The sequence below is a fragment of the Erythrobacter sp. genome, assembly GCF_030066995.1.
GTDB lineage: Bacteria > Pseudomonadota > Alphaproteobacteria > Sphingomonadales > Sphingomonadaceae > Erythrobacter.
The window spans coordinates 230,165-255,889 of record NZ_JASJAP010000005.1; the positions used below are offsets into that span (position 1 = coordinate 230,165).

Annotated in this window: 24 protein-coding genes and 1 pseudogene; 8 read left to right on the forward strand and 17 right to left on the reverse strand. The window is 63.0% G+C overall.

What is annotated here, in order from left to right:
- The first annotated feature begins 149 nt into the window (after positions 1–149).
- Positions 150–1,037: a dienelactone hydrolase family protein gene (locus tag QNI87_RS12760; protein ID WP_300597080.1), complete on the forward strand. Its 888-nt coding sequence runs from the start codon at positions 150–152 to the stop codon at positions 1,035–1,037.
- 1 nt (position 1,038) lies between these two features.
- Here the strand turns inward: QNI87_RS12760 and QNI87_RS12765 are convergent, their stop codons facing one another.
- Positions 1,039–2,064, reverse strand: coding sequence for a complex I NDUFA9 subunit family protein (locus tag QNI87_RS12765; protein ID WP_300597082.1), 1,026 nt, complete (start codon positions 2,062–2,064; stop codon positions 1,039–1,041).
- Between the two features lie 645 nt (positions 2,065–2,709).
- Between QNI87_RS12765 and QNI87_RS12770 the strand changes: the two are divergent.
- The 3 genes and pseudogenes from QNI87_RS12770 to QNI87_RS12780 form a co-directional block, all read left to right on the forward strand.
- Positions 2,710–5,754: pseudogene (locus QNI87_RS12770) on the forward strand (AMP-binding protein); the annotation flags it as partial.
- Positions 5,755–7,543: 1,789 nt separating this feature from the next.
- Complete coding sequence (locus tag QNI87_RS12775) at positions 7,544–8,410, forward strand: SDR family oxidoreductase (RefSeq protein WP_300597084.1); 867 nt, start codon at positions 7,544–7,546, stop codon at positions 8,408–8,410.
- Positions 8,411–9,430: a hypothetical protein gene (locus QNI87_RS12780; RefSeq protein ID WP_300597086.1), complete on the forward strand. Its 1,020-nt coding sequence runs from the start codon at positions 8,411–8,413 to the stop codon at positions 9,428–9,430.
- A 27-nt stretch (positions 9,431–9,457) separates the two neighbouring features.
- Here QNI87_RS12780 and QNI87_RS12785 read toward each other — a convergent pair whose 3' ends face one another.
- The 5 genes from QNI87_RS12785 to QNI87_RS12805 all read right to left on the reverse strand — a co-directional run bounded on the left by QNI87_RS12785 (position 9,458) and on the right by QNI87_RS12805 (position 14,422).
- A complete protein-coding gene (locus QNI87_RS12785; protein WP_300597088.1) occupies positions 9,458–9,868 on the reverse strand; it encodes a phosphate-starvation-inducible PsiE family protein in 411 nt (136 codons plus the stop codon).
- Positions 9,869–9,940: 72 nt separating this feature from the next.
- On the reverse strand, positions 9,941–11,125 hold the full coding sequence (gene purT, locus QNI87_RS12790) for a formate-dependent phosphoribosylglycinamide formyltransferase (RefSeq protein WP_300597090.1): 1,185 nt from the start codon (positions 11,123–11,125) through the stop codon (positions 9,941–9,943).
- 32 nt (positions 11,126–11,157) lie between these two features.
- Entirely contained in the window at positions 11,158–12,105 is a 948-nt protein-coding gene (locus QNI87_RS12795; RefSeq protein ID WP_300597092.1) for a sensor domain-containing diguanylate cyclase, read from the reverse strand.
- Between the two features lie 244 nt (positions 12,106–12,349).
- Positions 12,350–13,018, reverse strand: coding sequence for a helix-turn-helix domain-containing protein (locus QNI87_RS12800; RefSeq protein ID WP_300597094.1), 669 nt, complete (start codon positions 13,016–13,018; stop codon positions 12,350–12,352).
- Positions 13,019–13,150: 132 nt separating this feature from the next.
- The gene (locus QNI87_RS12805; protein ID WP_300597532.1) at positions 13,151–14,422 is read right to left on the reverse strand and encodes an aspartate kinase; all 1,272 of its coding nucleotides are present in this window, start codon (positions 14,420–14,422) and stop codon (positions 13,151–13,153) included.
- Between the two features lie 94 nt (positions 14,423–14,516).
- On the opposite strand from QNI87_RS12805, the gene ubiG reads away from it, so the two are divergent.
- The gene (gene ubiG / locus QNI87_RS12810) at positions 14,517–15,248 is read left to right on the forward strand and encodes a bifunctional 2-polyprenyl-6-hydroxyphenol methylase/3-demethylubiquinol 3-O-methyltransferase UbiG (protein ID WP_300597096.1); all 732 of its coding nucleotides are present in this window, start codon (positions 14,517–14,519) and stop codon (positions 15,246–15,248) included.
- 2 nt (positions 15,249–15,250) lie between these two features.
- On the opposite strand, the gene QNI87_RS12815 is transcribed toward ubiG, so the two are convergent.
- From QNI87_RS12815 to QNI87_RS12830, 4 genes are all read right to left on the reverse strand, one after another.
- Positions 15,251–16,330 carry a glycerophosphodiester phosphodiesterase gene (locus tag QNI87_RS12815; RefSeq protein WP_300597098.1) on the reverse strand — a complete coding sequence of 360 codons (1,080 nt, stop codon included), beginning with the start codon at positions 16,328–16,330 and terminating at the stop codon, positions 15,251–15,253.
- Positions 16,309–16,659: an ArsC family reductase gene (locus QNI87_RS12820; RefSeq protein ID WP_300597100.1), complete on the reverse strand. Its 351-nt coding sequence runs from the start codon at positions 16,657–16,659 to the stop codon at positions 16,309–16,311. The genes QNI87_RS12815 and QNI87_RS12820 overlap by 22 nt, the downstream gene beginning before the upstream one ends.
- 147 nt (positions 16,660–16,806) lie before the next feature.
- Positions 16,807–17,292, reverse strand: a complete 486-nt coding sequence (gene ruvC, locus QNI87_RS12825; RefSeq protein ID WP_300597102.1) for a crossover junction endodeoxyribonuclease RuvC — start codon at positions 17,290–17,292, stop codon at positions 16,807–16,809.
- A 210-nt stretch (positions 17,293–17,502) separates the two neighbouring features.
- Positions 17,503–18,249: a YebC/PmpR family DNA-binding transcriptional regulator gene (locus QNI87_RS12830; RefSeq protein WP_300597104.1), complete on the reverse strand. Its 747-nt coding sequence runs from the start codon at positions 18,247–18,249 to the stop codon at positions 17,503–17,505.
- 95 nt (positions 18,250–18,344) lie between these two features.
- Between QNI87_RS12830 and QNI87_RS12835 the strand changes: the two genes are divergently transcribed.
- On the forward strand, positions 18,345–19,145 hold the full coding sequence (locus QNI87_RS12835; RefSeq protein ID WP_300597106.1) for a CPBP family glutamic-type intramembrane protease: 801 nt from the start codon (positions 18,345–18,347) through the stop codon (positions 19,143–19,145).
- Between the two features lie 7 nt (positions 19,146–19,152).
- Here the strand turns inward: QNI87_RS12835 and QNI87_RS12840 are convergent, their stop codons facing one another.
- From QNI87_RS12840 to QNI87_RS12855, 4 genes are all read right to left on the reverse strand, one after another.
- Entirely contained in the window at positions 19,153–19,500 is a 348-nt protein-coding gene (locus QNI87_RS12840; protein ID WP_300597108.1) for a heavy metal-binding domain-containing protein, read from the reverse strand.
- A 67-nt stretch (positions 19,501–19,567) separates the two neighbouring features.
- Complete coding sequence (locus tag QNI87_RS12845; RefSeq protein WP_300597110.1) at positions 19,568–20,275, reverse strand: hypothetical protein; 708 nt, start codon at positions 20,273–20,275, stop codon at positions 19,568–19,570.
- Positions 20,276–20,298: 23 nt separating this feature from the next.
- Positions 20,299–20,535, reverse strand: coding sequence for a DUF2312 domain-containing protein (locus QNI87_RS12850; RefSeq protein WP_300597112.1), 237 nt, complete (start codon positions 20,533–20,535; stop codon positions 20,299–20,301).
- A gap of 107 nt (positions 20,536–20,642) precedes the next feature.
- The gene (locus tag QNI87_RS12855; protein ID WP_300597114.1) at positions 20,643–20,963 is read right to left on the reverse strand and encodes a DUF1244 domain-containing protein; all 321 of its coding nucleotides are present in this window, start codon (positions 20,961–20,963) and stop codon (positions 20,643–20,645) included.
- A gap of 79 nt (positions 20,964–21,042) precedes the next feature.
- Here QNI87_RS12855 and pyk point away from each other — a divergent pair, with 79 nt between their 5' ends.
- The gene (gene pyk, locus QNI87_RS12860; RefSeq protein ID WP_300597116.1) at positions 21,043–22,572 is read left to right on the forward strand and encodes a pyruvate kinase; all 1,530 of its coding nucleotides are present in this window, start codon (positions 21,043–21,045) and stop codon (positions 22,570–22,572) included.
- A 25-nt stretch (positions 22,573–22,597) separates the two neighbouring features.
- On the opposite strand, the gene QNI87_RS12865 is transcribed toward pyk, so the two are convergent.
- From QNI87_RS12865 to QNI87_RS12875, 3 genes are read right to left on the reverse strand one after another with little or no spacing between them, the layout of a single operon-like run.
- The gene (locus tag QNI87_RS12865; RefSeq protein ID WP_300597118.1) at positions 22,598–23,635 is read right to left on the reverse strand and encodes an adenosine deaminase; all 1,038 of its coding nucleotides are present in this window, start codon (positions 23,633–23,635) and stop codon (positions 22,598–22,600) included.
- Positions 23,622–24,209 (reverse strand): phosphoribosyltransferase family protein, encoded by a 588-nt coding sequence (locus QNI87_RS12870; RefSeq protein ID WP_300597120.1) that lies wholly within the window; start codon positions 24,207–24,209, stop codon positions 23,622–23,624. The genes QNI87_RS12865 and QNI87_RS12870 overlap by 14 nt, the downstream gene beginning before the upstream one ends.
- Before the next feature lie 51 nt (positions 24,210–24,260).
- Entirely contained in the window at positions 24,261–24,734 is a 474-nt protein-coding gene (locus QNI87_RS12875; protein WP_300597122.1) for a hypothetical protein, read from the reverse strand.
- Between the two features lie 124 nt (positions 24,735–24,858).
- On the opposite strand from QNI87_RS12875, the gene QNI87_RS12880 reads away from it, so the two are divergent.
- Positions 24,859–25,707 carry a glutaminyl-peptide cyclotransferase gene (locus tag QNI87_RS12880; RefSeq protein ID WP_300597124.1) on the forward strand — a complete coding sequence of 283 codons (849 nt, stop codon included), beginning with the start codon at positions 24,859–24,861 and terminating at the stop codon, positions 25,705–25,707.
- Positions 25,708–25,725: the final 18 nt, after the last annotated feature.

The window sequence follows — 25,725 nt, forward strand, 5'->3', positions numbered from 1 at the left end:
CGCCATGCCCGTTCCTGCAACGCCCCTATCGAGATTGAGCGACCGAATGGCCGTAAGCGGTGGCCCCATCACATGGAATGATGGCCTCTGGCCACTCGCCGCCGAGGCGACTATGACGTGGATAGTTCTGCAAATGCGAGAGGCAAACGATGTGTGACGAAGCAAAGCTTAAGCAATGGGCGCGTGACGCTGTTTCGCGCCGGCAGTTTGCCGCGCTCACAGGAGCGGCTGCCGTCGCAGCCTGCGCGCCGGAAGCCGCGAATGGCGAAACCAGCGCCGCGCCCTCAAGCTCGGGTCTCTCCGAAACAGGCGTAACTTTCGAGACCGCCGACGGCACGATGGATGCCTTCTTTGTCCACCCCGCTGAGGGCAAACACCCCGCGGTCGTGTTTTGGCCGGACATCGCCTCGGTTCGCGAAGCCAAGCGAAATATGGCCCGGCGCCTTGCTGGGGAAGGCTACGCGGTTCTGGTCTTGAACCCATATTATCGCGATGTGACCGGGGAACAGTTTGCCGACTTTGCCGCGTTCATCTCTGACGATGGTTTCGCAAGGGTCCGCCCATGGCGCGCCAAACTCGATGCGGCTTCGATCGGACGCGACGCGGCCAGCGCGGTCGCTTGGCTTGATCAGCAGCCTTCAGTGGACACAGATAAAGGCGTCGGGACACAGGGATACTGCATGGGCGGCCCGTTCACCGTCTGGAGCGCGGCCGCCGTGCCGAGCCGTATCAAGGCAGCCGCGAGCTTCCACGGAGGCGGGTTAGTGCGCGAAGACTACGAAAAGAGCCCGCACAAGGTGCTTGGCGATGCAACCGCGCAATTCCTCATCGCCGTTGCTCGGGACGATGACGCGGCTGCGCCCGAAGACAAGACCGTCTTCGCCGCCGCTGCGAAAGACGCCGGACGCTCTGCCATGGTCGAGGTCTACGCAGGCGACCACGGTTGGACTGTACCTGACAGCCCCGCCTACGCAGAGCCGGCCGCAGAGAAAGCCTACGCCGACTTGCTCGCGCTGTATTCCAGCGCTTTGGCCTAGTTTACGGATCGCGCGGGACCGTCAGCTCAGCGCCTTCGCCCGTCGGTACGGGCGGCAATCCGCGCGCCTCGCGCTCCTTGTTTCGCTGAGTGCTTAGGCCGAAACGGCCAAAGCGCCGGTAACGTGTCATCCACTTGTCGAGGAACAACCCCAAGGGTTTCGGTTCGATCCCCAACTCGGCAAAAGTGCGATGCTCCCCCGACACGATGCTTCCGGGCTTGAGAAGGGTCCACTGATCCTTGCTCATCGGTGTCAAAGGCAGCGCCGCAAAGAAAGCGGATATCCCATCCGGCATGGCGATGAAGCGACGCTGTCGTCCCTGAGCGGTCGCTATGCGTTCGTTGATTTCCATCATCGTGAGCTGCTCAGGGCCACCGAGCTCGTGGATATGGCCGGCATGCTCAGCTGGATTCTCAAGCGCGACCGCCACCGCCTCCGCGACATCGTCGGCGTAGACAAGCTGAAGCTTTGCATCCGGTCCGAAGACCGGCAGCACGGGGGCCATTTCGATCATCTGGCCAAACATGTTTAGAAAGTTGTCATCCTTGCCGAACACGATTGATGGCCGAAGGATGGTCGCTTCCGGAAACGCTTCGAGGACGTTCTCCTCGCCCTTGGCCTTTCCCCGAGCGTAGGCTGCGCTCGATGAGGCGTCCGGCCCTATGGCGCTGACATGGACGAACGCCTGAGCCCCCTGGGCTTTCGCGATGCGGGCCATAGCTCCCGGCGCTTCGCCCATCAGCTTCTCAAGATCGCCTTCAAAGGCGCCCACTAGGTTAACGACATAGTCGGCGCCCCGGAGCGCGGCCTCGACGCTGTCCTGATTGAGGATATCACAGCGCGCAAATTGCAGCTGGCCCAGATTGGCAAGCGGCTTCAGCGAGTGGCTGCGCTCAGGATGGCGGCTGGCGATACGCAACCGTGCGCCGCGACTGAGCAGGCTTTGCGCGACGTAGTTGCCAATATAGCCGCTGCCCCCGAAAACCACGACGAGCCGGTCAGCAAGGGGGGATGGTGGCGTGGTCATAATGGGGCGTCCCTGACACATCGTTGAACTGCGATATCATTCAAAGCCATGCGCGAAACCGCAGCGCCGGGCAAGCGCTCGGGATGCACTCATTTATGCGACCGCTGCAAGAGTGCCGTCGATATTGAAGTCCACTTCCGATCGGCGCCAAGCCCCTTGCCGGAATTTTCGGCAAGCTCTGGCATTACACAGGGCAAGAATAAAATACCAATAACGGGGTAGGCGCTAATTTCGTTCGCGAAAGCCAAAACTATTGGGCGATCCGCCCCTACCATAGACAGCCGATCCACTTTCGAGGCTATCCAGTCGGCCTGCGTCAATGACCCCGGGCGCTATCATGGCGACATAGCCAAGCGACAGATCTGCTGGTTTATCCCGACCGTTGGCGACAACGGTGCATGGGCCTTCCTTGACGATGATGCCGGAAGCTGGTCGGGCTGGGATGCGCACACCGCTCTTCCGCTTTGCCTCGATTTGCCGGAGAGCTTCGATCCGTGGGATCGCGCGTTCAACGATGACACGCCGCCCGACTGGAAATGGTTCGAAGGGGGCCTGACCAATGTGGCTTTCAATGAAGTGAACCGGCATGTGCTTGCCGGCCATGGCAACGAAGCGGCCCTGATCTACGAAGGCGACCGCTGGAACATGGCCAGCGAGGACGGGCGTGGTGGCCCGGTCGATAGCGAGGTCGTCTCCCGCCGAAAGCTGATGCTTGAAAGCGCCAAATGCGCGCTCGCGCTCCAGGCCCTTGGCGCGAAGCCCGGTGATCGGATAGCGCTCAACATGCCGAGCATTCCCGAGCAAATCTTCTGGACCGAAGGGGCAAATCGGCTCGGTGTTGTTTACACGCCCGTGTTCGGCGGATTCGGCGACAAGACGCTCTCTGATCGCATCGCCGACGCTGGCGCGAAAATCGTCGTGACGGCCGACGGGTCTTACCGCAACGCGCAGATGGTGCCCTTCAAGCCGAGCTACACAGATCCGGCGCTCGATAACTTTATCGCCGTTTCCGTGGCCATCGAACTGCTTGAGACAGCGCTGGGAGCGAGCGAGCTCAACCTCACGCAGAAACAGCGCGAACTCATCAAGGCCACAGTCGTCGACCTGCTCGCTGGCGAGGTAACGGTCGAGCGATCCGACGTGATGCGCGGTGTCGGCTCCGCACTCGCCAGCCTTGCCGAGGGAGAGACCGAAGCCGAACCCATGTCGGCGCGCCAGGCGGCCCAGCTTCGAATAGCGATCGCGGGCGCGCTCGTTGATTCACCTGCGCGCGTGGAAGCGGTCATAGTGGTCAAGCATACGGCCCAGCCCGATCTGCCATGGAACTCGCAGCGCGACCATTGGAGCCACGACCTTACCGACGCGGCGAGCGAATCGCTCTTGTCCGCCGCGCGCGATGCGGGACTTGCCGTGACGGACGAAGCCTCGCTGTTGGCCCTTCCAGACCAGGAATTTGTCAGAGCTATCTGGGCCGCTTCCAAGCCCATCGCCGTTGACGCCGAATGCCCGAATTTCATCATCTACACGTCCGGCTCGACCGGAAAGCCCAAGGGGGTCGTCCATGTTCACGGCGGGTATGCAAGCGGCGTTGCCGCGACCATGTCGGCAGCTTTCGGCGCCGAGCCCGGCGATGTCCTGTACGTCGTGGCCGATCCGGGCTGGATTACCGGACAAAGCTACCTGATCGCCGCCGCGCTGCTGACGCGGGTTACAACCGTCGTGACCGAGGGCTCCCCGGTCTTCCCGCACGCTGGTCGGTTCGCGTCGATCATCGAACGGTACGGTGTGACCATTTTCAAGGCGGGCGCAACTTTCCTGAAATCGGTCATGCAGAACCCGGAGAACCTGAAAGACATAGAAGGCTACGATTTGTCCTCGCTCAAGGTCGCCACCTTCTGCGCCGAGCCGGTGTCCCCGGTTGTTCAGGCCTTCGCGATGGAGCATGTGACCCCTCGCTACATCAATTCCTACTGGGCGACCGAACACGGCGGCATCGTCTGGACGCACTTCCAGGGCAATCCGGATTTCGCGCTGGAGGCAAACGCACGCACTTTCCCCCTTCCCTGGATTGCCGGGGATGTGTGGGTCGAAGATGCCGATGCGCTTCCCAACGCGGTGGCGCCGGGAAAAGTCCGACCGGATACCGACGGCGGCGTGCCAAGGAGACGCGCGGCTGACGGGGAGAAAGGCGAGATAGTAATCGCCCGGCCCTATCCGTATTCGACCCGCACAATCTGGGGCAACGCCGACACGTTCGCGGTCGAAACCTCTGGGCCGATGGCGCGCCTGATCTCGCCTTGGCGCGGAGACACACAGCGCTACGCCGACACGTACTGGAAACGCTGGCGCGGAACATGGGCGTATACGCAAGGCGATTTCGGAGTGCGTCATTCCGACGGCTCGTTCTCACTCCACGGGCGATCGGACGATGTCATCAACGTCTCGGGCCACCGGATCGGGACCGAGGAGATCGAAGGCGCGATCCTGCGCGACAAGGCGCTCGACCCGGCTTCGCCAGTTGGCAATGTGATCGTTACCGGCGCGCCGCACAGCCAGAAGGGTGTGACCCCGATTGCGTTCGTGACCCCGGTTGAAGGCCGACGGCTCACACAGGATGACCAGCGACGCCTCGCCGGCCTCGTTCGGACCGAGAAAGGCGCTGTCGCGGTCCCGTCGGACTTCATTGAGCTTTCGCAATTCCCCAAGACGCGCTCAGGCAAGTATATGCAGCGAATGGTGCGCGCGGTGGTCGAAGGTGGAGATGTCGGCGACATCTCAACGCTGCGCAATCCGGAGAGTCTTGAGGAGCTTGAGCGCTCGATTGATGCGTGGCGAGCGCGTCAGAACCTTGCGGACAATCAGGCGCTCTTCGAACGGTATCGCTTCTTCACTACTCAGTACAATGCGCTTGGCGGCGGCAAACGGGTGGCGACGGTTACGGTGAAAAACCCGCCGGTCAACGCTCTTAACGAACGCGCGCTCGATGAGCTTGTGATCGTTGCCGAGCACCTGGCCCGCAAAGACGATGTCATCGCCGTGGTCTTTACCGGCGCGGGTACAGCGAGCTTTGTTGCAGGCGCGGACATTCGGCAGATGCTCGAAGAGGTGAATTCCGCCAAAGAAGCCAAGGCTCTGCCCGACAACGCGCAGCTTGCGTTCAACACGATCGAGGCTATGGGCAAGCCCTGCATCGCGGCCATTCAGGGCGTGGCTCTGGGCGGCGGGATGGAATTCGCGCTCGCCTGCCACTACCGGATCGCCGAGCCGCGGGCGCGCTTTGGCCAGCCTGAAATCAATCTGAAGCTTTTGCCCGGCTATGGCGGCACACAGCGCCTTGCGCGCCTGCTCGCCAGCCGGAAGGGCGAAACGGGCCTGCGCGATGCGCTCGACCTCATCTTGGGTGGGCGATCGATCGATGCGGAGCAAGCGCTTGCCATTGGAGCGGTCGATGATCTGGCGAGCGGGTCGCAGGACGCTCTTTCGCTCGCGCACGCCATGGTTCGCGCCTACGCCGCCGATCCTGCAGCCAGCGCGCTCGGCAAGGCCTTCACCGAACGCCGTTCGCAGACCGAAAGCTGGCGTAACCCCGCCGCTATCGATCTCGATGCGGTTTTGAACGACGCTTTTCTCCAGCGGATTCTTAGACAGCTTGAATGGGCTGGGCGAGACAAGGCGGGCGAGCGAGCGCTCGACGCCATACGAACCGGTTGGAACGAGGGCATGGCCGCGGGCCTCGCCCGCGAGGCGGAGAACTTCGCGCAAGCCATTGTCGACCCCAAAGGCGGCAAGACCGGCATCCAGCAATTCATGGACAAGCAGAGCCCACCCTTGCCGGTGCGCCGTGACGGAGTGTGGATCGACGCTGGACATGAGACCCGCAAGCAGGCAATGATCGATGCGGGCGATCTGCTGCCCGTTGGTGCGCCGTTCTATCCCGGTGTGACCCCCATACCGCCCAATCAGATCGCCTTTGGTATCGCGCGCGACCCGGTCACAGGCGCGCCGCGCTTTGGTCCGCCCGCGACCCATGAACGCGAACTCTTCGTCAAGATTCCCGTCCCGAGCGCCAACGAAGCGCTCATCCATTTTCTCACCTCGGAGGTGAACTTCAACGATATCTGGGCCCTGACCGGCATTCCGGTCTCGCCCTTCGATGCGCATGATGAGGATGTGCGGATCACGGGTTCAGGTGGTCTCGCGCTTGTCGTTGGCCTTGGGAGCGCGCTGAAAGAACAGGGGCGCCTCCAGATCGGCGATCTGGTCTCGGTCTATTCGGGCACCAGCGACCTGCTCTCGCCTGCGGCGGGCGATGATCCGATGTACGCCGGTTTCTCGATCCAGGGATACGAGACCAAGACAGGCAGTCACGCGCAATTTCTGACAGTGCAAGGCCCGCAGCTGCACAAGCCGCCGGCTGACCTGACGCTGGAACAGGCCGGAGCCTACACACTCAACCTGGGCACGGTCGCGCGCTGCCTGTTCACCACGCTGCAAATCAGCCCCGGCAAGACGATTTTCGTCGAAGGCTCGGCCACTGGTACGGGGCTCGACGCTCTGAAATCTTCAGTGCGAACGGGCCTGTCGGCGACGGGACTCGTGTCGAGCGAAGACCGCGCTGACTTCGTCAAATCGCAAGGCGCGGTTGGCGCGATCAATCGCAAGGATCCCGAGTTGGCGGGTTGCTTCACGTGCGTGCCGGATGATCCGCAAGCCGCGATCGAGTGGGAGCGTGAAGGCGAGAAACTGGTCGAGCGCTACCGCGCGATGAACAACGGCAAGACGGATGGAAAGCCTCTGCCCGTCCCCAGGGATATCGCAGCGACGTGTCTATTCCTGGCGAGCGATGAAGCCTCAGGTATCACTGGCGAAGAGGTCGACGTAAGCCATGGCCTTGACGTCAATCGCCATTCCAGTTCGACCTACTTGACGCGGCCCTCGATGCGGTCGCTCGATGGCGCGGGGCTCAACGTATTTATCGCCGCGGGCGAGGAATGGGACGACGCGCTCGAATCCGCCAAAATTCTGGTCCGTTCGGGTTCGCGGGTTCGCCTGGGTCTGGCTCGCTCCGCCGATCTCGCCCAGGCGAACGCGAGGCTTGGCGCGCAGAATTTCGGCGAAGAGCTGACCGTCGCCCGCTTCAACCGCAACGAACCAGCATCGATGGAAGAGGAGCTGACCACCTTTGCAGAGGAGGCTGGCGGCGCAATCACCGGCGCGATTGTGATGCCGCTAAAGCCTGCCGGTTACTTTTGTGGTCCGTTGCTCGGAGCGAGCGATGATACGGTTTCGAAGTTCATTGACATGGAGCTTGTCGGCTCCATCGCGGTGGCGCGCAGCCTAGCGCGGTACTGGAGGGGGCATGAAGGTCTACAATCCGCGCCACGCTGCGTGTTCATGTCCAATCCGGCCGATGCGCGCGGCAATTCGTTCTCAGGTCTTTTATCGGCGGGTCTTACGCAGCTCATCCGTGTGTGGCGTGATGAAGAGCGCGTCCAGGCGAAGAATTGCGAAACGCATCACGCGGTCTGGAGCAATCAGATCATCCGCTCGACCAATACGGAAAGCGAGAACACGCAGTTCGCCGCTGGCCACGCCACGCGCATCCTGTTCCGCGAACAGCGCATCGCTCGACCGCGCGATCGACGCAACGCTCGAGGAATTCGGACGGATCGACTACCTGATCAACAACGCGGGCGTCGCGGGCGCGGAAGATATGGTTATCGACATGGAGCCCGACGCCTGGCGTTTCACGCTCGATGCGAACCTTATCTCCAACTACCACCTTATGAGCCGTGTCGTACCGCTGATGAAGGAACAGGGCTCGGGATATGTCCTAAACGTCTCGTCCTATTTCGGCGGCGAGAAATTTCTCGCGGTGGCCTATCCCAATCGCGCCGATTACGGCCTTTCGAAGGCCGGACAGCGGGCCATGCCCGAGAGCTTTTCACCCTTCCTCGGTCCTGAAGTGCAATGCAACGCAATCGCGCCGGGACCGGTCGATGGAGACAGGCTTTCGGGCACGGGCGGCAAGCCGGGGTTGTTTCTGCGGCGCGCCAAGGTGATTCTCGAGAACAAGCGCCTCAACGCTGTCTACGCCGCGGTGATCGACGCGATCCGCGAGGGGGCGGACGCGAGCAGAATCCTGACCCGGCTTTCCCGCAACAGCACCAGCACGCTCTCCCACGACGCAGAGGCGCCTGAGACGCTGCGAAAGCTTGCTCTCGAGTTTGCCAGCGCCGGGGACGGCCTGTGCACCTGGGACCAGTATCTGCTGACCGACGGCATGGCGCGGCGTCTGCTTGTTCGCCTTCTTCGAGGCGGGTTTCTTATGGGATCAAACGAATGATTGCAGTTTGAGGATTCTGATAGCGGCACCTGGCTCCAACTCGTCCCGCCCGAGGGCAGCCCGTTCCTGCCCGCCGCCCAAGTTGAGAAGGTCGCGGACGGCGTTGGCAAAGGCGTGATCTCGCATCTCCATCTCGGAGCGATGCCCACCGAAGCCGACGTGGCGCAGGCGACTGTCTTCTTCCTCGCCGATCGAGCCGTCAGCGGTGAGACCTTCATGCCTTCAGGAGGCCTGCGCGTCGAACGCTCGAACACCGAGCGCGAACTGTTCGGCAGCCCTAAGCAGGAACGGCTCGACAAGATGAAGGGCAAGACCGTCTGGGTTCTCGGCGGTCACCTGGCAGACTATGTCGCCGAGACTATCCGCGCGATGATCGAAGACTGCGCGGTTGCCCATGTCGTCCTGATTACCGGCAATCGGGCCCGTGAAAAGGCGGTGCGCGACCTCTTGCCCAAATCGATCACGAATGACGCGCTCCATGTGCTTGTCGCCGGTGATGGGATCGAGGAAGCGATGGACGAGGCGCTCGCGCAATGGGGCAGGCCCACCACGGTCGTCTCGATGCCGCCAGAGCCTTTGCCAGAACGCCTGTTTGACGAGGGCGCGGTGCTCGCGACACAGGACTTTGCGCAGATGGTGGAAGACCAGGTCACCCGCCATTATCGCGTGGCGCGCAAGGCCTCGCTCTATGACCAATGCCAGCTTGTCCTTGTCTCGCCAGACGTTCCTTATGGTAGCGATGGTCCTGGATTTGCGCTCGCCAATTTCGTGAAGACAAGCCTGCACGCCTTTACCGCCACCCTCGCAGTCGAGAACGAGCGGCTGGTGCACGATGTGCCGGTCAACCAGATCAACCTGACGCGCCGGGTCAGAAGCGAGGAACCGCGCAATCAGGAAGAGCACGAAGAAGAGCTTCGCCGCTTTGTGCGCGGGGTCTTGCTGGTAGGAGCGCCGCTACCCGACGCCCAGGATTCGCGCTATCGCTCGAAGATCTATCGCGGAACGTCGATCACGGTGTGACCCAGGAAGGCTGCGCTGGACGGTTGGCTATTCCGACCGGAAACGGCTGATAACAACCGCAGCCAACGCCAGAAGCAGGATGGCCCCGGAATCGAACAACACATTCTCGGGCGCCATGTCCTTGCCCTGAAGCACGATCAGCCGGGCAATCGCGGTTATCGCAATGAAGATCGGGAAGGCGAAGAACGATCCCTTCCCGGTGTAATAGACCGCGATCATGCCGATAACTTCGGTGTACAGGAACATCAGCAGCAGGTCGGCGAGTTCGATTGTCCCGCGCTCGATCACGCTGGCGACCTCGACGGCGACAGCCGCCAGCGTCATCATTGTTGTGATAAGAAGCAGGAACTTCTCGACCCAGCTGAACAGCTTCTCGGCCGCCGCGTCGCGTGATTTCGGGGAGAGAGCGGTCTCATCCGGCGGATTGTCGGGTGTCATATCGCCACCATAACCGCGACTGGCGGGGGTTGAGAAGAGACTAAGCCGCCCTTTTCGAGCGGCGGCGCAGGCTTAGTATCGGATGCGTATCCTCGCAGCCGCGCGGCGAGCGAGATCCCGCGCGATGTCCACGTCATCTGCAACGCAAAGCGCAACACCCATGCGGCGATGGGGCCGGGTGGTAGGTTTTCCAAAAAGTCGCACATCGACCCGAGCGTCCAGACCAAGCGCGTCAGCCAGCCCCTCATAGGCGAAGACCCCGCTGTTCCGATCGGCCAGAATGACGGCCGATGCGCCGGGTTTCGCGCCGATCGCCTCGGGCACTGGCAGCCCAAGGACCGCGCGCGCGTGGAGGTCAAACTCGGACAGGTCCTGCGAGGCGAGCGTAACCATACCGGTGTCGTGCGGGCGTGGCGAAAGTTCGGAGAATATCACCTCTTCGCCATTCGCTCCGCTGCGCACGAAGAACTCAACGCCATAGAGACCCCAGCCACGCCCATCGCCCTGCAAGGCGCCGACGACGCGCGCTGCCATCGCCTGGGCTTCGCTCAGCGCAGCGTCCGACATCGCAGCGGGCTGCCAACTTTCCCGATAGTCACCGCGCTCCTGGCGGTGCCCGATCGGTGGGCAAAAGGTGAGACCGCCAGCGTGTCGCACAGTCAGCAGCGTGATTTCATAGTCGAAGTCGATAAAGCCCTCGACAATCACACGCGCACGGTCGCCGCGCATATTGGCCACCGCGTATTCCCAGGCCTCCTCCAATTCCCCTGGGTCCTCGACCTTGCTCTGACCCTTGCCCGACGAGGACATGACCGGTTTGAGGATACAGGGAAACCCGGTGAACTCGGCGGCGGCTTGCGCTTCGGCGAGGCTGGTGGCGTAACGGTAGGGCGAGGTCGCAAGACCAAGCTTTCCGGCGGCAAGGTCACGGATGGCGTCGCGGTTCATGGTGAGCTGCGCCGCGCGCGCTGACGGTACGACCGTGAAGCCTTCCGCTTCAAGTTCGGCCAGAACCTCAGTCCGGATCGCTTCGACTTCGGGCACGATGAGGTCTGGCCGATGGCGCAAGACCGCTGATCGCAAGGCTTCGCCATCGAGCATCGAGAAGACCTCGCACGCATCGGCGAGCTGCATGGCCGGGGCATTGGCGTAGGCATCGCACGCAATAACCCGCGCGCCCAAACGCTTTGCCGAGATGGTGAATTCGCGCCCGAGTTCGCCAGAGCCCAGCAGAAGGATTGTCGAGATATGCGCCATGGCCATTGGCCCTAGCGGGGCAGCCTCTCAAGTCAAAGCGCGACGCGCGAGCGCGTGAGGCTGGGCTCTTGGCTCTGGGCGACCTGCATTCCGCCGCGTGCCCGCGCCATAACAAGCGCAAGTTCGGCTTGCCTTAGCGTCCAGTCCACGCTGGTCTCAATCACAGCCAATCCAGCGCTCGCCGATAGGCGTGGGCTTCGGGCCGTGGTTGTGAGGGTCAGCGATGCGAAGGTCTCCAGCGCTTCCTGCGCCCAGTCCAGACTGGCCTTGCGCGCGAGGCCTGGCAAGATGACGCAGAACCTTTCTCCGTCGAACTGCCCCAGTTCGCAGTCTTTCGGCACCACCGCTTCAAGAAACTTGGCAAACCCGCAGATGATTTCATCAGCGGTTCGCTGGCCGTACTGAAGATAAACGGCGCGCATGCGGTCAATCTCGAACAGCGCCAACGCTCCCTCTTCCCCGGCCGCCAATTGCCTGCGCAAAGAAGCGCAAATCGCGTGGCGGTTGGCAAGCCCGGTCAAGGGGTCGATGCGCGCGCGCGAATAGACTTCACCTTCGAGAGCTCTTAGCCGTTCGACCGATCTCAGCAGCCCAAGAGCGCCGATCACCGCGCCGTCCTCATTCTTCATGGCCCTCAGGCTTAGGGCGTACCAGACCTTCTGGTGCGGCCTGGCTTCAAGGTGAGAGGGAGTCTCGGCGATCCCCACCGGAAACTCCAACCACTCGACCGATGCATTCTCTTCGGGCGACCCGGCAAGGACGGCCTCCAGATGCGCCTTCAGTTCAGCGGCGTATTCGCGCTTGGCCAGATCGGCCAGATGCGGCTTGAGCAGCAGTTGCGAAAGGTCATAGCCGATCTCGATGATGTTGGATGACGCGGTTTCGATGAAACCATGTGGATCAACCTTAACGACGATGTCACCCGTCGCCTCTTCCAGCAAGCCATGCAGGGCGGCTCCTTCCGCCAAACTGATACGCATGTGCATAGTTCAATAGCCCCCGGCCCGTATCATCTACTCCGGCTGCAAATCTTCGAAAGTAAGTCTCGATGCTAATAATCAACCTGTAGCGACGGAAGGAGAGACCTGGAATTCCAATCACTGGCAGATTACTTGTAAGCTCCGTAAGTCTTACTGACTAAAAATCGAATCACAACCAAAGTTCGTTTACCATATTTTACTGATACAGTCGGATAAATTGCACGGTTCGTCTTATCTGACCCCATCAGACTTCAATCATGATACGAACTTTCGAGGGGTGCGTTCCGTAAGCCGTGGCAATACGTACGCGGCATTCCTGAACCAGGGCGGAGTGCTGCGCGTCGCCCAAACGCTCTTCCAATTCCTGCGCTTCGACCCCAAGCACCTGCGCGATCGCTTCGATACGATCCGGCAAGGGTCGGGCCTTGCCCTTTTCCCACGCCCAGACCGTTGGTTTGCTGACCCCCAGAACGGACGCGACCTGAGCCAGTGTCAATCCGCGTTCCCGGCGCAAACGGTTGAGCTTGACCCCCAGGGGCTCGGGCGGCGACTCCAGCGCTGGTCCAGACGGCGCGGCAACCGGATCGGCGCGCAGCTGAACAGCAGCCATCGCGTTGGGTTCCAGAGCCTCCTCGAAAGCGCAACCATACAAGAACCCGCTCTGCCACACGACTGTCGCGCGCACGGCCTCCGCTTCGGGCAGGTCAAGGATCAACTTTTCATCGACCGCTAACGCCATGTCGGTTTCGATCAGCAGCCCCGAAGCCGAAATGTTGTGAATGAGCACGTTCGCCTCGAGGCCGCCCGGCAGGCTTCCGCTCGTTTCAAGAAAGAGCGAGCGTCTTTCATCGCGCCGCGCGTCCTCGCGCCCGTCTTTTTGGATATCGTGCTCGAGGTGGGCCTTCAGCGCCATTGCATATCTCTCCGTCTGAGTGGAGCGATATGCGTCGAGCGCAACGGGTTAAGATCTGGTTAGGAAAGAGTCCTAACAAGGACCAGACGTTGCGCTAATGCGGCTCACAGAGGGCAACGCGCCGCACGTGCGTCACTCGACCGCGTCGAGACCGTAGGCCGTGTGCAGCACGCGCACCGCCAGCTCGGTCTCGTCTTCGTCAATCAGCACGCTCACCTTGATCTCCGAGGTCGAGATCGCCTGGATGTTGATCCCGCGATCCGAGAGCGCGCGGAACATGGTGCTCGCAACGCCGGCGTGGCTCTTCATTCCGACCCCGACGACGCTGATCTTGGCGATCTGGCTGTCTGTGATGATGCGGTTGAAACCGATGAGGTCCCGTCGGTCTTCGAGCAGCGCCTGCGCGCGCGCTAGGTCCGCCTGCGGGACGGTGAAGGTCACATCGGTCTCGCCCTTGTCGCGGCCCACGTTCTGGATGATCATGTCGACATTGATGCTGGCGTCCGCAAGCGGTTCGAAGATGTGCGCCACGGCGCCGGGTTTGTCGGGCACACGGGTCAGGATCACCTTCGCTTCGGTCTTGTCGTGCGCGATCCCGGTCACAAGCTGGCGTTCCATCAGCCCCTTCTCCACCATTTGGTCCATTTCTTCTTCGGAGACGATGAGCGTCCCGAGCAAATCATCCGCAGACGCGTTCGCGCTGTCCTCGACAAAGCTGGAGAGCACCTGAAGCCGCACTCCTGCCTTCATGGCGAGGCTTACAGAGCGCGTCTGGAGCACCTTCGCCCCGACGCTGGCGAGCTCCAGCATCTCCTCATAGGTCACAGCCTTGAGCTTGCGTGCTTTTGCGACGATGCGCGGATCGGTTGTGTAGACCCCGTCGACATCGGTGTAGATATCGCAGCGATCCGCGCCGATCGCCGCCGCAACCGCCACCGCCGACGTATCCGATCCCCCGCGCCCCATCGTCGTGACGCGCCCGTCCTGGCTGACGCCCTGAAACCCCGGAATGACGGCAATCTCGCCTTGCTTGAGCGTTTCGAGCATCTCCGGCGCTTCGATGGCCTCAACGCGCGCTTTGGCGTGAGACTGGACCGTGCGCACCGGGATCTGCCAGCCCAGCCAACTGCGCGCCCTTTCACCGAGTGATTGGAGCGTCAGCGCAAGCAGCCCGCTCGTGACCTGCTCTCCGCTGGCGACCACGACGTCGTATTCCGCCGGATCGTGCAAGGGGTTCGCCTCGCGGCAGAAGTTGATCAGCCGGTCCGTCTCTCCGGCCATCGCGCTCACAACCACGGCCACTTCGTTGCGCGCCCCGCCCTTGCCAGCGGCCTGAGCGCGCACCAGCCCCGCCACGCGGCGAATGCGCTCGGTCCCGGCCATCGAGGTGCCGCCGAACTTCATGACGATACGTTGAGGCTTGTCAGTAGCCAAAAGCGCCGCGCTCCTGTGCGTCGTGTTGCTGGTCTATGCTGAGAGGCGCTGTTAAGGATCCGCCATGGGAAACGCAAATACGACCATTAGGCCAGAGGAAGCCGCGTTCTTCTCCAAGCTGGCGCGCGACTGGTGGAATCCCACTGGCAAGATGGCGAGTCTGCACGAGGTGAACCCGGTGCGGCTCGAATTCCTGCGCGACGCGATCGATGCGCATTGGCCCGGATCGGCAGGCAATGCGAAGCCGCTGGCGGGCAAGTCCGCGCTCGATATCGGCTGCGGCGCGGGGCTCTTGTGCGAGCCGCTGGCGCGTCTGGGCGCGGATGTGACCGGCGTCGATGCGAGCGCCGAGAACGTCAGCGTCGCCGCCGCGCACGCCGAAGGGGTCGGGCTCGACATTCGCTACATGGCGGGCGAAGTGGGCAAGCTCGATATCGGCGCCTTCGATCTGGTCACCTGCGTCGAAGTCATCGAGCATGTGGCGGACAAGCGCGCCTTCATCGCCGATATTGCAGCGCGTCTCGCTCCCGGTGGGCTCTTGGTCATGTCGACCCCCAACCGCACCGCCGCGAGCCGTGTGCTGCTTGTCGGGGCGGCGGAGGCCATCGGCTACGTGCCGCGCGGCACGCATCGCTGGCGCGATTTCATCAATCCCGAGGAGTTCGAAGAGCTCCTCACCGGTGTCGGCCTAGAACGCATCGATCAGCGCGGCATCGCCTTTCGTCCGGGCAAGGGGCTTCATCTCTCCGAGGACACCTCGATCAATTACATCCTTTCCGCCCGCCACGCGCCCTGAGCCTAGTCCGCCTCGCTCTCAACCAGCGCGACCAGCTCCTTGACGTTATCCGTGAAGAAGCCATCCGCGCCGGTCGCAAGGGCCGCGCTCCACAGCTTGCGATAGTCGCCGTCCTCGGCATCGCCGCCCGGCTTGCGCAGTGCGCTGGGCAGGAAGCCGTTCTCTTTACGCAGCGTCCAGGGATGAACCTTGAGCCCGGCGGCGTGCGCGTTCGCAACAAGCGCGGTCGGCTCCATCGTCGCCGGGTCAAGCGCGTGGCCAAGCCACGGGCCGATGCCATCGGCGTAGGTCGCAATTTCGGCAAGACCAAGCGGCGCCAGCATGTCGGTCCAGCGCATGGACGGTTCGTCGTAAGGGCCGCCCGTCGATGAGATCAGCAGAACCAGCGGTGTGTCGACCAGCTTGTTGAGCCGCTGCAGCGGGCCGACCTCGAAGATCTGGATAAAGACCGCCGCATCCGCGCGATCGAGGTCGAATTTCGCCAGCTCGATCGCCAGCAGATCGACCATGTCGATCCCTTCCTGCTCAAGCATCAGCGTCGGGTGCTTGAGCTCTGGGTAGAGCCCGATGGCCCGACCCGTTTCCGCCTCCTTCGCGCGCACAAGCTGGACGATCTCGGCAAAGGTCGGGATCGGATAGAGGCCGTTATACCGCGCGCTTGCCGGGCGCGATCCGGGCACACGCTCGCGGGCGCGCAGGGTGCGCAGCTCTTCCAGCGTGAAGTCCTCGGTGAACCACCCGGCGACGCGCTGACCTTCGATCATCTTGGTTCGGCGACGGTCCTCGAACTCTTCCCGGCTCGCGACATCGGTGGTGCCGGACAGCTCGTTTTCGTGGCGCGCGACAAGCTGCAAGTCTTTGGTCACGACCAGATCGGGTTCGATGTAGTCCGCACCCTGATCGATCGCGAGCTCGTAGGCGGCGAGTGTGTGTTCGGGCCGCTCGCCGCTCGCCCCGCGATGCGCGATGATCAGCGGGCGGCTCGCACGCGTACCCTCGTCGGCGGTTTCAGCCTGCGCGGCCATGGGGAGAGCCATCGCCAGAGTGCCCAGAACAAGCCTTACAAGAGCGCGGCTGACCATTCGTCTTCCTTGAAACCTATGAGAACACCGCCCGCATGCTCAACCACCGGGCGCTTGATCATGCTGGGCTGCTGAACGAGCAAGGTGACGGCGCCGTGACGATCCTCGGCCTGTGCCTTTTGCTCATCGGACAGCTTGCGAAAGGTCGTGCCGCGCTTGTTGAGCACGGTTTCAACGCCCTTGGCCGCGATCCAGCTTTCGAGCCTTTCAGCCTCCGCGCCTTCCTTCTTGTAATCGTGAAAGGCGTAGTCGAGGCCGTTTGCATCGAGCCATTTGCGCGCCTTCTTCACGGTGTCGCAATTGGGGATGCCATAGACTTGCAGCGTCACTGGGGCTCTCCTTCACACTCGGTTCGTCGCATGCACGGAACGCTTGATACACATGGAACACTGTCCTGAGGCGAAAAACGCAGCGCTTGGATCGCGCCTTCGCAAGACAATCGCACAAGGGAGGCCGGAGCTTTCATAAGGCCTCTTCTAGCGCCCGGTCGCGGTGTAGGACACCTGTGCATCGGCGATAGCCACGGCGAGCGCGTCGGCGGCGTCCGTGCCAGCGATCGCAACGCCCGGTAACAGCACCTTGACCATCGCGGCAACCTGGACCTTGTCCGCTCCGCCCGTGCCGACGACCGATTGCTTGACCTTGCGCGCGGCGTGCTCGTTCACCGCCAAACCCGCCGCCCCGCACGCCGCCAGCACCGCGCCGCGCGCCTGCGCCAGCTTGAGCGTGGATTGCGCGTTCTTGTTGACGAAGATCTCCTCGCACGCGGCGCGATCGGGCGCATGCGCGGCGATCACGTCGGCAATCCCCGCCTGAAGCGCGGCAAGCCGCTCGGCGATCGGGGCCTTCGCGTCGGTGGGCAGCTGGCCGTTCGCGACATGAGCCAGGCGCGAGCCCTCGCTGCGCACAAGGCCCCAGCCGGTGCAGGACAGCGAGGGATCGAGGCCGAGAATGAGGGTCACAGCTCTTCCTCCCCGAAACGGGGAGGGGGACCGCCCGTAGGGTGGTGGAGGGGCAGAGCGGGTTCCGCCCACCCACCATGCTGCGCATGGTCCCCCCTCCCAGATAGGAGGGATAGGAAACTCACAACCCCACCAGCCAGCCGACGCGCCACAGGAACGCCAGCAGCAGCGCGGCGCCCAGACTCAGCGCAAAGGCCCATTCGCGCCAGCTCAAGCGTCGAGCTTTTCCATCACATCGTCGGGGATCTCGTAATTGCCCCAAACGGTCTGCACATCGTCGTCGTCTTCCAGCGCGTCGATCAGCTTCATCAGCGTGCCCGCGCCTTTCTCGTCCATCTCGACGGTGAGGTTGGGCTTCCAGGCGAGCTTGACTTCCTTCGCCTCGCCCAGCGCCTGTTCGAGCGCCGAGGAGACGCCGTGCAGGTCTTCGGCCGCGGTCCAGATCTCGTGGCCGTCCTCGGAAGAGGAAATGTCCTCCGCGCCCGCTTCGAGCGCGGCTTCGAGCACGGCTTCCTCATCGCCCGCCTCCGCGCCGTATTCGATGTAGCCGAGCCGCTCGAACCCGTGCGCGACCGAGCCTTCGGTGCCCAGATTGCCACCGTTCTTGGAAAACGCGGTGCGCACGGCGGTGGCGGTGCGGTTGCGGTTGTCGGTCAGCGCCTCGACGATGATCGCGCTGCCGCCCGGGCCATAACCTTCGTAGCGCACCTCTTCATAGCTCTCGTCATCGCCCGCGCTCGCCTTGTCGATCGCGCGCTGGATGTTGTCCTTGGGCATGGACTGCGCCTTGGCGTTGTTGACCGCCAGACGCAGGCGCGGGTTCATGTCGGGATCGGGCATGCCCATCTTGGCCGCCACCGTGATCTCGCGGCTCAGCTTGGAAAACAGGTTGGAGCGTTTCTTGTCCTGCGCACCCTTGCGGTGCATGATGTTCTTGAATTTGGAATGGCCAGCCATTGGTTTTCCTTGGAGGAATTCTTCTTGTCGAAATGGTAAGGGTGCGCGAGTGAAAAGGGCGCCATGGAAAGCCCCGCATTAGCCCGTTGAGCGATATGACGACAAGCCCTCTAACAGAACCCGAAATCGAGCGCGCCTTTGGCGATCTTGCACCCCCGCCCGCGCCCGCAAGCGCGCGCGAAGAATGGCGGCGATACGCGGGATTTCTAAAGCGCCCGCGATTGCCATCTGCGGGGACCGAGACCGGCAGCTACCCCGCAATCGGCCGCCTTCTGGCTCTGGATCTGGCGCTGATGATGCTGTTTTTCGCAACGCTCAGCGCCGCGCAGGCGTTCGGCTTCACCCTGCCCGACAACGTCAACAACGCGCTCACGCCCGACCTCGCGACCCTCGCACTGATCGTGCTCGCCGCGCCGATCGGGGAAGAGCTGATCTTCCGAAGCTGGCTTAGGGGCCATCCGGGGGTCATGGCGGCGACCGCGTGCGTCGTTCTTGGCTTTGCGCTGCTGACTATCGGCGCGCTGTATCCCGAGGGCTCCAGCATCGCTCTCGCGCTCGGCCTCGCAGGCGCGTTGGCGGCGCTGATTGGCGCGCCACTTGGCGCCTTCCTCCTGCTGAAGCGCCCCGTGCCCGCGTTCTTTGCAAACCACTTTCCGGTGTTTTTCTGGCTGAGCACCGCCGCCTTCGCGCTCATCCACCTTGCCAACTACACCGAGGGCTCGCTCCCCATCTTGCTGCTCCTGGTGCTGCCCCAATTCCTGTTGGGAACGATGCTGGGCTATCTGCGCGTGCATTACAGCCTGGTGGCCGCCATTGTCCTGCACGCGGTGCATAACGCGGTGCTGTTTGGCCTCGCGGTGCTGGGCGGCCTCGGCGAAACCGCGCCAGCCGCGTAAGCCCCGGCTAGACCTTCACCGCCGTCCCGCTGGCGCTGACCATCAGCATCGATCCGGTGTCCCCCACCACTTCGTAATCGAGATCGACGCCAACGACCGCGTTGCACCCCCGGCTGGCGGCTTCGGCCTGCAATTCCGCAATCGCCTCGTCGCGCGCCTGTTTGAGGATCCGCTCATAGGAACCCGAGCGCCCACCCACGATATCGCGAATATTCGCAAACAGATCGCGGAACAGATTGGCGCCAACGATCACTTCGCCGACCACGATCCCGGCGTAGTCCTGGATCGGACGGCCTTCGATCGTGGGGGTGGTGGTGACGATAACACCGCGCGCGTCTTTCCATTCGGTGGGCATTGGGTTCTCCTCATCTGTGTGTATTGCGCCCCTATTACACCTTCACTTGCGTCGCAAGGAACCAGCCTTACTCGAACACCTCTGTCACCGGGCGCTCACTATCAAGCAGTGTGAGAAGCAGAGCGAGCGCGAACAGCGAAATGGCCCAGCTTACGAAGCCATACTGGATGTTGAAGGCGACGATCAGCCAGGGTCTGGGCCATTCTGCACCCATTTGAGCAAGACCATAGACAAAAGCGAAATCGAGCATGGAAATGGCCAGATAGAGCATCACCATTGAGGGCCACTCGACAAATACGAACCGATGCGCGCGTCCGAATGTCGGCCTGCGAAGGCCAAGGACAATCGCCGTCTCCCACACGAAGACGCCCAGGAGCAGCGGAATAATCAGGCTTGCAGCAAAATAATCGTGCCAAGCCGGATCGAGCCATTGCAGCAGGTCCGGCACCAAAAGATATACAACTATCAACCCGCCCCACGTCATCAGCGTCCGGACAACGGATTGGCCCACCAGCAGGCCGATCCAGACAGCGTAGCGCGGGCGACCCATGACAATCCGCCCACGCATGATCGCGCGGATCAGGAACAGCGTGAACGGGATGAAGAGAGCGATCCCGATCGCCTCGTTCACGACGTAGTATGTCCAGTAATCCGCATCAGCCAAGCGGGTCTGCAAGGCGATATCGACGGGGATCCCGACCACCGCCAGCGCAATCGCGGCCAGCCAGCCGACGGGCTGTCTCAGAAGATCCAGATAAGCGCTCCAGAATGGCAAGGGCGCGGTTCCCGCTGGGCCGGTCAGCCCATCCCCAGCGCGGCCTTGTAGGTTTCCAGGATCGTTTCCTGCTCGCTGCGGTCATCGGGCTTCATCTTCCGCAGGCGGATGAGTTGCCGCATGATCTTGGTGTCATAACCCACCGCCTTGGCCTCGGCGTAAACGTCGCGAATGTCGTCGGCGATGCCCTTCTTCTCTTCCTCAAGGCGCTCGATACGCTCGATGAGAAGGCGCAGGCGGTCGTCGGTGGCTTCGGCCATTGTCGTGTGTCTCCAGTCGAATCGGGAAAATGCGTTGCCCTTGGCCCTAAGGGTGCGCGCGCCGCTTCAAAAGTGGTCGCGGTGGAAAAGCCTGTGGGTCGCCCGCGTCAATCGCGCGCGTTCCTGGCGTTAAGCTTCAGGCTCGCTTCCATGCGCGCCAGCTGCTTCTCGGTGGCCGGGCTTTGGCGGGTGGCCTTCCACTCGTCCTGCGGCATGGCGTGGATCAGCTCGCGCGCGGCGGCCTTGTCGCCCTCATAGCCCGCCTCGCGGATCCAGTCGGCCAGGCAATTGCGGCAAAAACCCGCCAGCCCCATCAGATCGATATTCTGCGCGTCGTGACGGTGGCGCAGATGGCGCACCAGTCGGCGAAAGGCCGCCGCCGCCACCGCGTCGTCGAGAGTATCGAGCGCGTCTGTTTCCTGTCGCATTTTCCCGTGGACCTCCTTTGGAAATATCGTTGTCTTGCAAACCAGCTATGCCATAGCTGTTCGAGCGGCGGGAGGGATCATGGAAACGCAGACACCAGTTTCAGGACGATCGGCAAAGGGCGAGCGGCGCACCGCCAAAATCGATCCGCGCGGGCGCAAGGTCAAGATCCTTGCAACCGTTGGCCCGGCGAGCCGATCTCCGGACATGCTGCGTCGGCTGTTTCGCGCGGGCGCGGACGCCTTTCGCGTCAATATGAGCCATGGCGAGCACGCCGATCACGCCAAGGCGATCAAGGCCATACGCGCGCTGGAAAGGGAGTTTGGACGCCCCATCGCGATCCTCGCCGATCTTCAGGGTCCAAAGCTGAGGGTGGGCGAATTTGTCGGCGGCAAGGCGGTCATCCGTCACGGTGGCCATTTCAATTTCGACCGCGACCCCTCGCCGGGCGATGACAGCCGGGTCTGCCTGCCCCATCCCGAGCTGTTCGGACTGCTGGAGCGTGGCCAGCGGCTGGTGCTCAACGACGGCAAGATCCGGCTGGTGGTGCGCGAGGCGGACGAGAACCGCATTCGCTGCTCCGCCGAAGTGGGCGGCGTAATTACGGACCGCAAGGGCGTCAACGTGCCCGACGCCGAAGTGCCGATCCCCGCGCTGACCGACAAGGACCGCAAGGATCTCGCCTTCGCGGTGGAACATGGCGCCGACTGGATCGCGCTGAGCTTCGTCCAGCGCCCAGAAGACCTCGCCGAAGCGCGCCGGTTGATCGCCGCCGCGCAGGCCGGGAAACCGGCGCAGGGGCCTGCGCTGTGCGCCAAGATCGAAAAGCCCCAAGCGGTCAAGCGCTTGGCCGAAATCATCGAATTGTCCGATGGGATCATGGTCGCGCGCGGCGATCTGGGCGTCGAACTGGAACTCTACGATGTCCCTCCCCTGCAAAAACGGATCGTCGCGGCCTGCCGCAACGCGGGCAAACCCGTGATCGTCGCCACACAAATGCTCGAGAGCATGATCGAAAGCCCCAGCCCCACACGCGCCGAAGTCTCCGATGTAGCCAACGCGGTCTATGACGGGGCCGATGCGGTGATGCTGTCAGCCGAAAGCGCGGCGGGCGAATGGCCCGAGGAATCGGTCGCAATCATGCACAGCATCGCGGCCCAGGTGGAGGGGGATGAGGAGTACACGGCGCGCGTGCGCTTTTCCGACACCCCGCCCGATGCGACGACCGCCGACGCGCTGGCGCACGCCTGCATGACCATCGCCGACACGGTTCCGATCAGCGCAATCACGATCTTCACATCGAGCGGCTCGACCGCGCGCCGCGTTGCGCGCGAACGCCCGGCAACGCCGATGCTGGTGCTCACCCCGTCGATGCAGACCGCGCGCCGGGTGGGCCTCTTGTGGGGCGCGCACGCGGTGGCAACCAAGGATATCGGCAGTTTTGAAGAGATGATCGCCAAGGGCAAACGCATGGCCCTGCGCCACGGCTTCGGCGTCGCCGGATCAAAGCAGATCGTGCTCGCGGGGGTGCCGTTCGGGACGCCGGGTTCGACCAACCTGCTCCATATCGTCACCCTCAGGGGCGACGAGATCAAGAAGCACAACGGCTAAGCGAGAGGGAGGCTGGCGACCCGAGTTACAGGCCCGCGTGCCGTTTCAGCACGGCCTCAACCTCGGCCCTCCGCTGCGCAATGGTGGCCTCGTCGAGGAACGAGCCCTCGAACGAGTTGATCGCGAGGGTGGCCATATCCTCAACGCTCATGTCCAGCGCGTCGGCAACAGCGCGGTAATTGTCGTTGATATAGCCCCCGAAATAGGAAGGATCGTCCGAATTGACGGTCGCCTTGATCCCGCGATCGAGCATCCGTTTGACCGGGCTGTCGGCGATGTCATCGATCACGCACAGCTTCAGATTGGAGAGCGGGCAGACGGTCAGCGTGTGGCCCTCTTGCACGAGGCGGTCCGTCAGGGCCTCGTCCTCCAGCGCGCGGTTGCCGTGGTCGATCCGATCGATCTTGAGCGTGTCGAGCGCCTGCCAGACATAGTCCGGTGGCCCTTCCTCGCCCGCATGCGCGACGAGCTTGAGCCCGAGCTCGCGGCACCGCGCGAACACGCGCGCGAACTTCTCCGGCGGATGGCCGACTTCGGACGAATCGAGCCCGACACCCGCGATGCGGTCGAGCCAGGGCTGCGCCTCTTCAAGGGTCTCGAAAGCGGCCTCTTCACTGAGGTGCCGCAGGAAACACATGATGAGCTTCCAGCTGATCCCGAAGCGCTCCTCGCCATCCTCAAGCGCGCGCACGATACCCGAGATCGCGGTGTCGAAGGCCACGCCGCGCTGGGTGTGGCCCTGCGGGTCGAAGAATATCTCGACATGGCGCACGCTGTCCGCGTGCGCGCGCTCCAGATAAGCCAGCGTCAGTTCGTAAAAGTCGCGCTCCTCGATCAGCGCTCCCATTCCCAGATAATAGAGGTCGAGAAACTCCTGCAGGTTCGAGAAGCGATACGCCGCGCGCACGTCCTCGACCGTCGCGTAGGGCAGGTCCACGCCGTTGCGCCTGGCGAGCGCGAACATCATGTCGGGCTCCAGCGACCCCTCGATATGCAGGTGCAGCTCCGCCTTGGGCACCGCGGCGATGAAGGCGTTTCGCGTCTCACGCTCAGTCTGGTTCATTGGCTTGTTCCTTTACCGCGGGGCGCCGGAGAATTTCGTCGGCGCTTGGCTTGTGGCGCCGAATTTCCTCTTCGGTCAGCCCGTCGATTTCGTGCGGGAAGACCAGCCATTCCTCGGTCGAGCGGATGTAGTAATCCGGCGTCAGCGAGGTCTGGTTCTTCGAAGGCTTGTAGAACACGGTGGCGATCCGGATCGTCGAAGGCGTGTTGCGCCGACAGCGCTTCTTCAGCTCGTTGATGAACGCCTCGACCGATTTGCCCGTGTCGAACACGTCGTCAACGATCAGCAGCCGGTCTTCGGTGTTGAGCGTGTCGATCAGATAGCCCAGCGCGTAGACCTTCACCATGCGCGCCTGCTGGCCGATCCCGGTGTAAGAGGAGGTGCGAATGGCGATGTGATCGCACGAGATGCCGCGATATTCGAGCAGCTCCTGCACCGCGATCCCGATCGGCGCGCCGCCGCGCCAAACGCCGACGATGTGCGTCGGGACAAATCCGGAATCGACGATCTGATTGGCAAGCGCAAAGGACAGCTCAAGCAGCTCGTTGGCGTCGAGATAGGTCTTGTCCGGCATGGGCGCTCCTCGATTCGGCGTCGCTAGAGACTTACACGCTAGCGCGCCCGACTATTCCGGCCTTGCTCGCTGCGAATGGAAAAAGTCGACCTTCCAACGCCCCTCTTCGTAGACCAGCACCGCCGATTCCAGCCATCGGACCGGAGCGACGTCGGGCGGTGTGCCCGCACTTCCGGTGTTTTCCCACTGAGACCAGGCGACATCACAGCGCACCGCGGTGTCCATCGGGCCGAGCGTCCAGTTGATCTCCACGCCGTCTTCGAGCGCCCCTATGATCACGTCGGCGAGCGCGCGCCCTTCAAACCGCTCGCCCACATCGAAGGAATACATCGACGAGGTGGTGAGGCTTTCAAACGATGCCTCACCCTCGCCGCGCAGCGCGTCGAAGAAATCGCGGATGGTCTGTTCGACCTCAAGACGCGCCTCGGCCGGATCGGGGCATTGCGGTGTTTGCGCGTGTGTTGCGCATGGAAGCAAAAGGGCCAGCACCGTGGCCATACCGGACAGCGATTGGAAGATCTTCATGCCGACGCCGTCGCGCCGATACGCGGCCGTGTCAATCGCCCAACCTACAGCGGATCGCGGCCATCGCTCAGGCTCTGCGTTCTTATCTCTGGCGAGCCGCGCCTTGGCACCCTAGACAAACACCGTGCACGCGCGTCTCCTTTTCCTTGTCGGCCCCGTCTTTCTGGTCTTCGTCTTTTTGGCCCCTATCGGATGGGCCCGGCAAGCCGAGCCGCCCGCGCCCGCCCCCAGCCTCGGCCCCGATGCGCCGCAACCGCCTCAGCTCGTCACCGTGTACAATGTCGAGGTCATGGCGACTTACCCGCACGATCCGGGCGCCTTTACACAAGGTCTGCTGTGGCACGAGGGGTGGCTGTATGAAAGCACCGGGCGCGTCGGCGCCTCGCGTGTGCGCAAAGTGGATCTCGCCACCGGCAGGGTCGAGAGGGATCGCCCGATCCCCTTTGGCCAGTTCGGCGAGGGGCTTGCCCTGTGGGAGGACGAACTGATCAGCCTGACCTGGCGCGATGGTGTGGTTCACCGTTGGCGGCTGAGCGACCTTGCACCGGTCCGCAGCTTTGCAGACTATCCCTATGAAGGGTGGGGTTTGGCCCGATACGAAGACGCGTTGGTGGCCTCCGACGGCACCGCCACGCTGCGTTTTCTCGATCCCGACACGTATAAAGTCGTGCGCTCGATCGACGTCACGCTCAACGGCCGTCCGCTGGCGAGCCTCAACGAGCTCGAAGTCGTCGATGGCCTGATCCTCGCGAATATCTGGAAGACCGACTACATCGTCGGCATAGACCCGCGCACAGGCGCGGTGCGCGCGGTGATCGATTGCCGGGCGCTAGCGGGATATGAGGGCACCGATCCGGACGGCGTGCTCAACGGGATCGCCTGGGACGCGGAAGGCAAGCGGCTGTTCGTGACCGGGAAGCTCTGGTCCAAGCTCTATCATATCGAGCTGAGGGCTCGTCAGCCGGCCGAGTGACAATGCGAAGGGCGATCC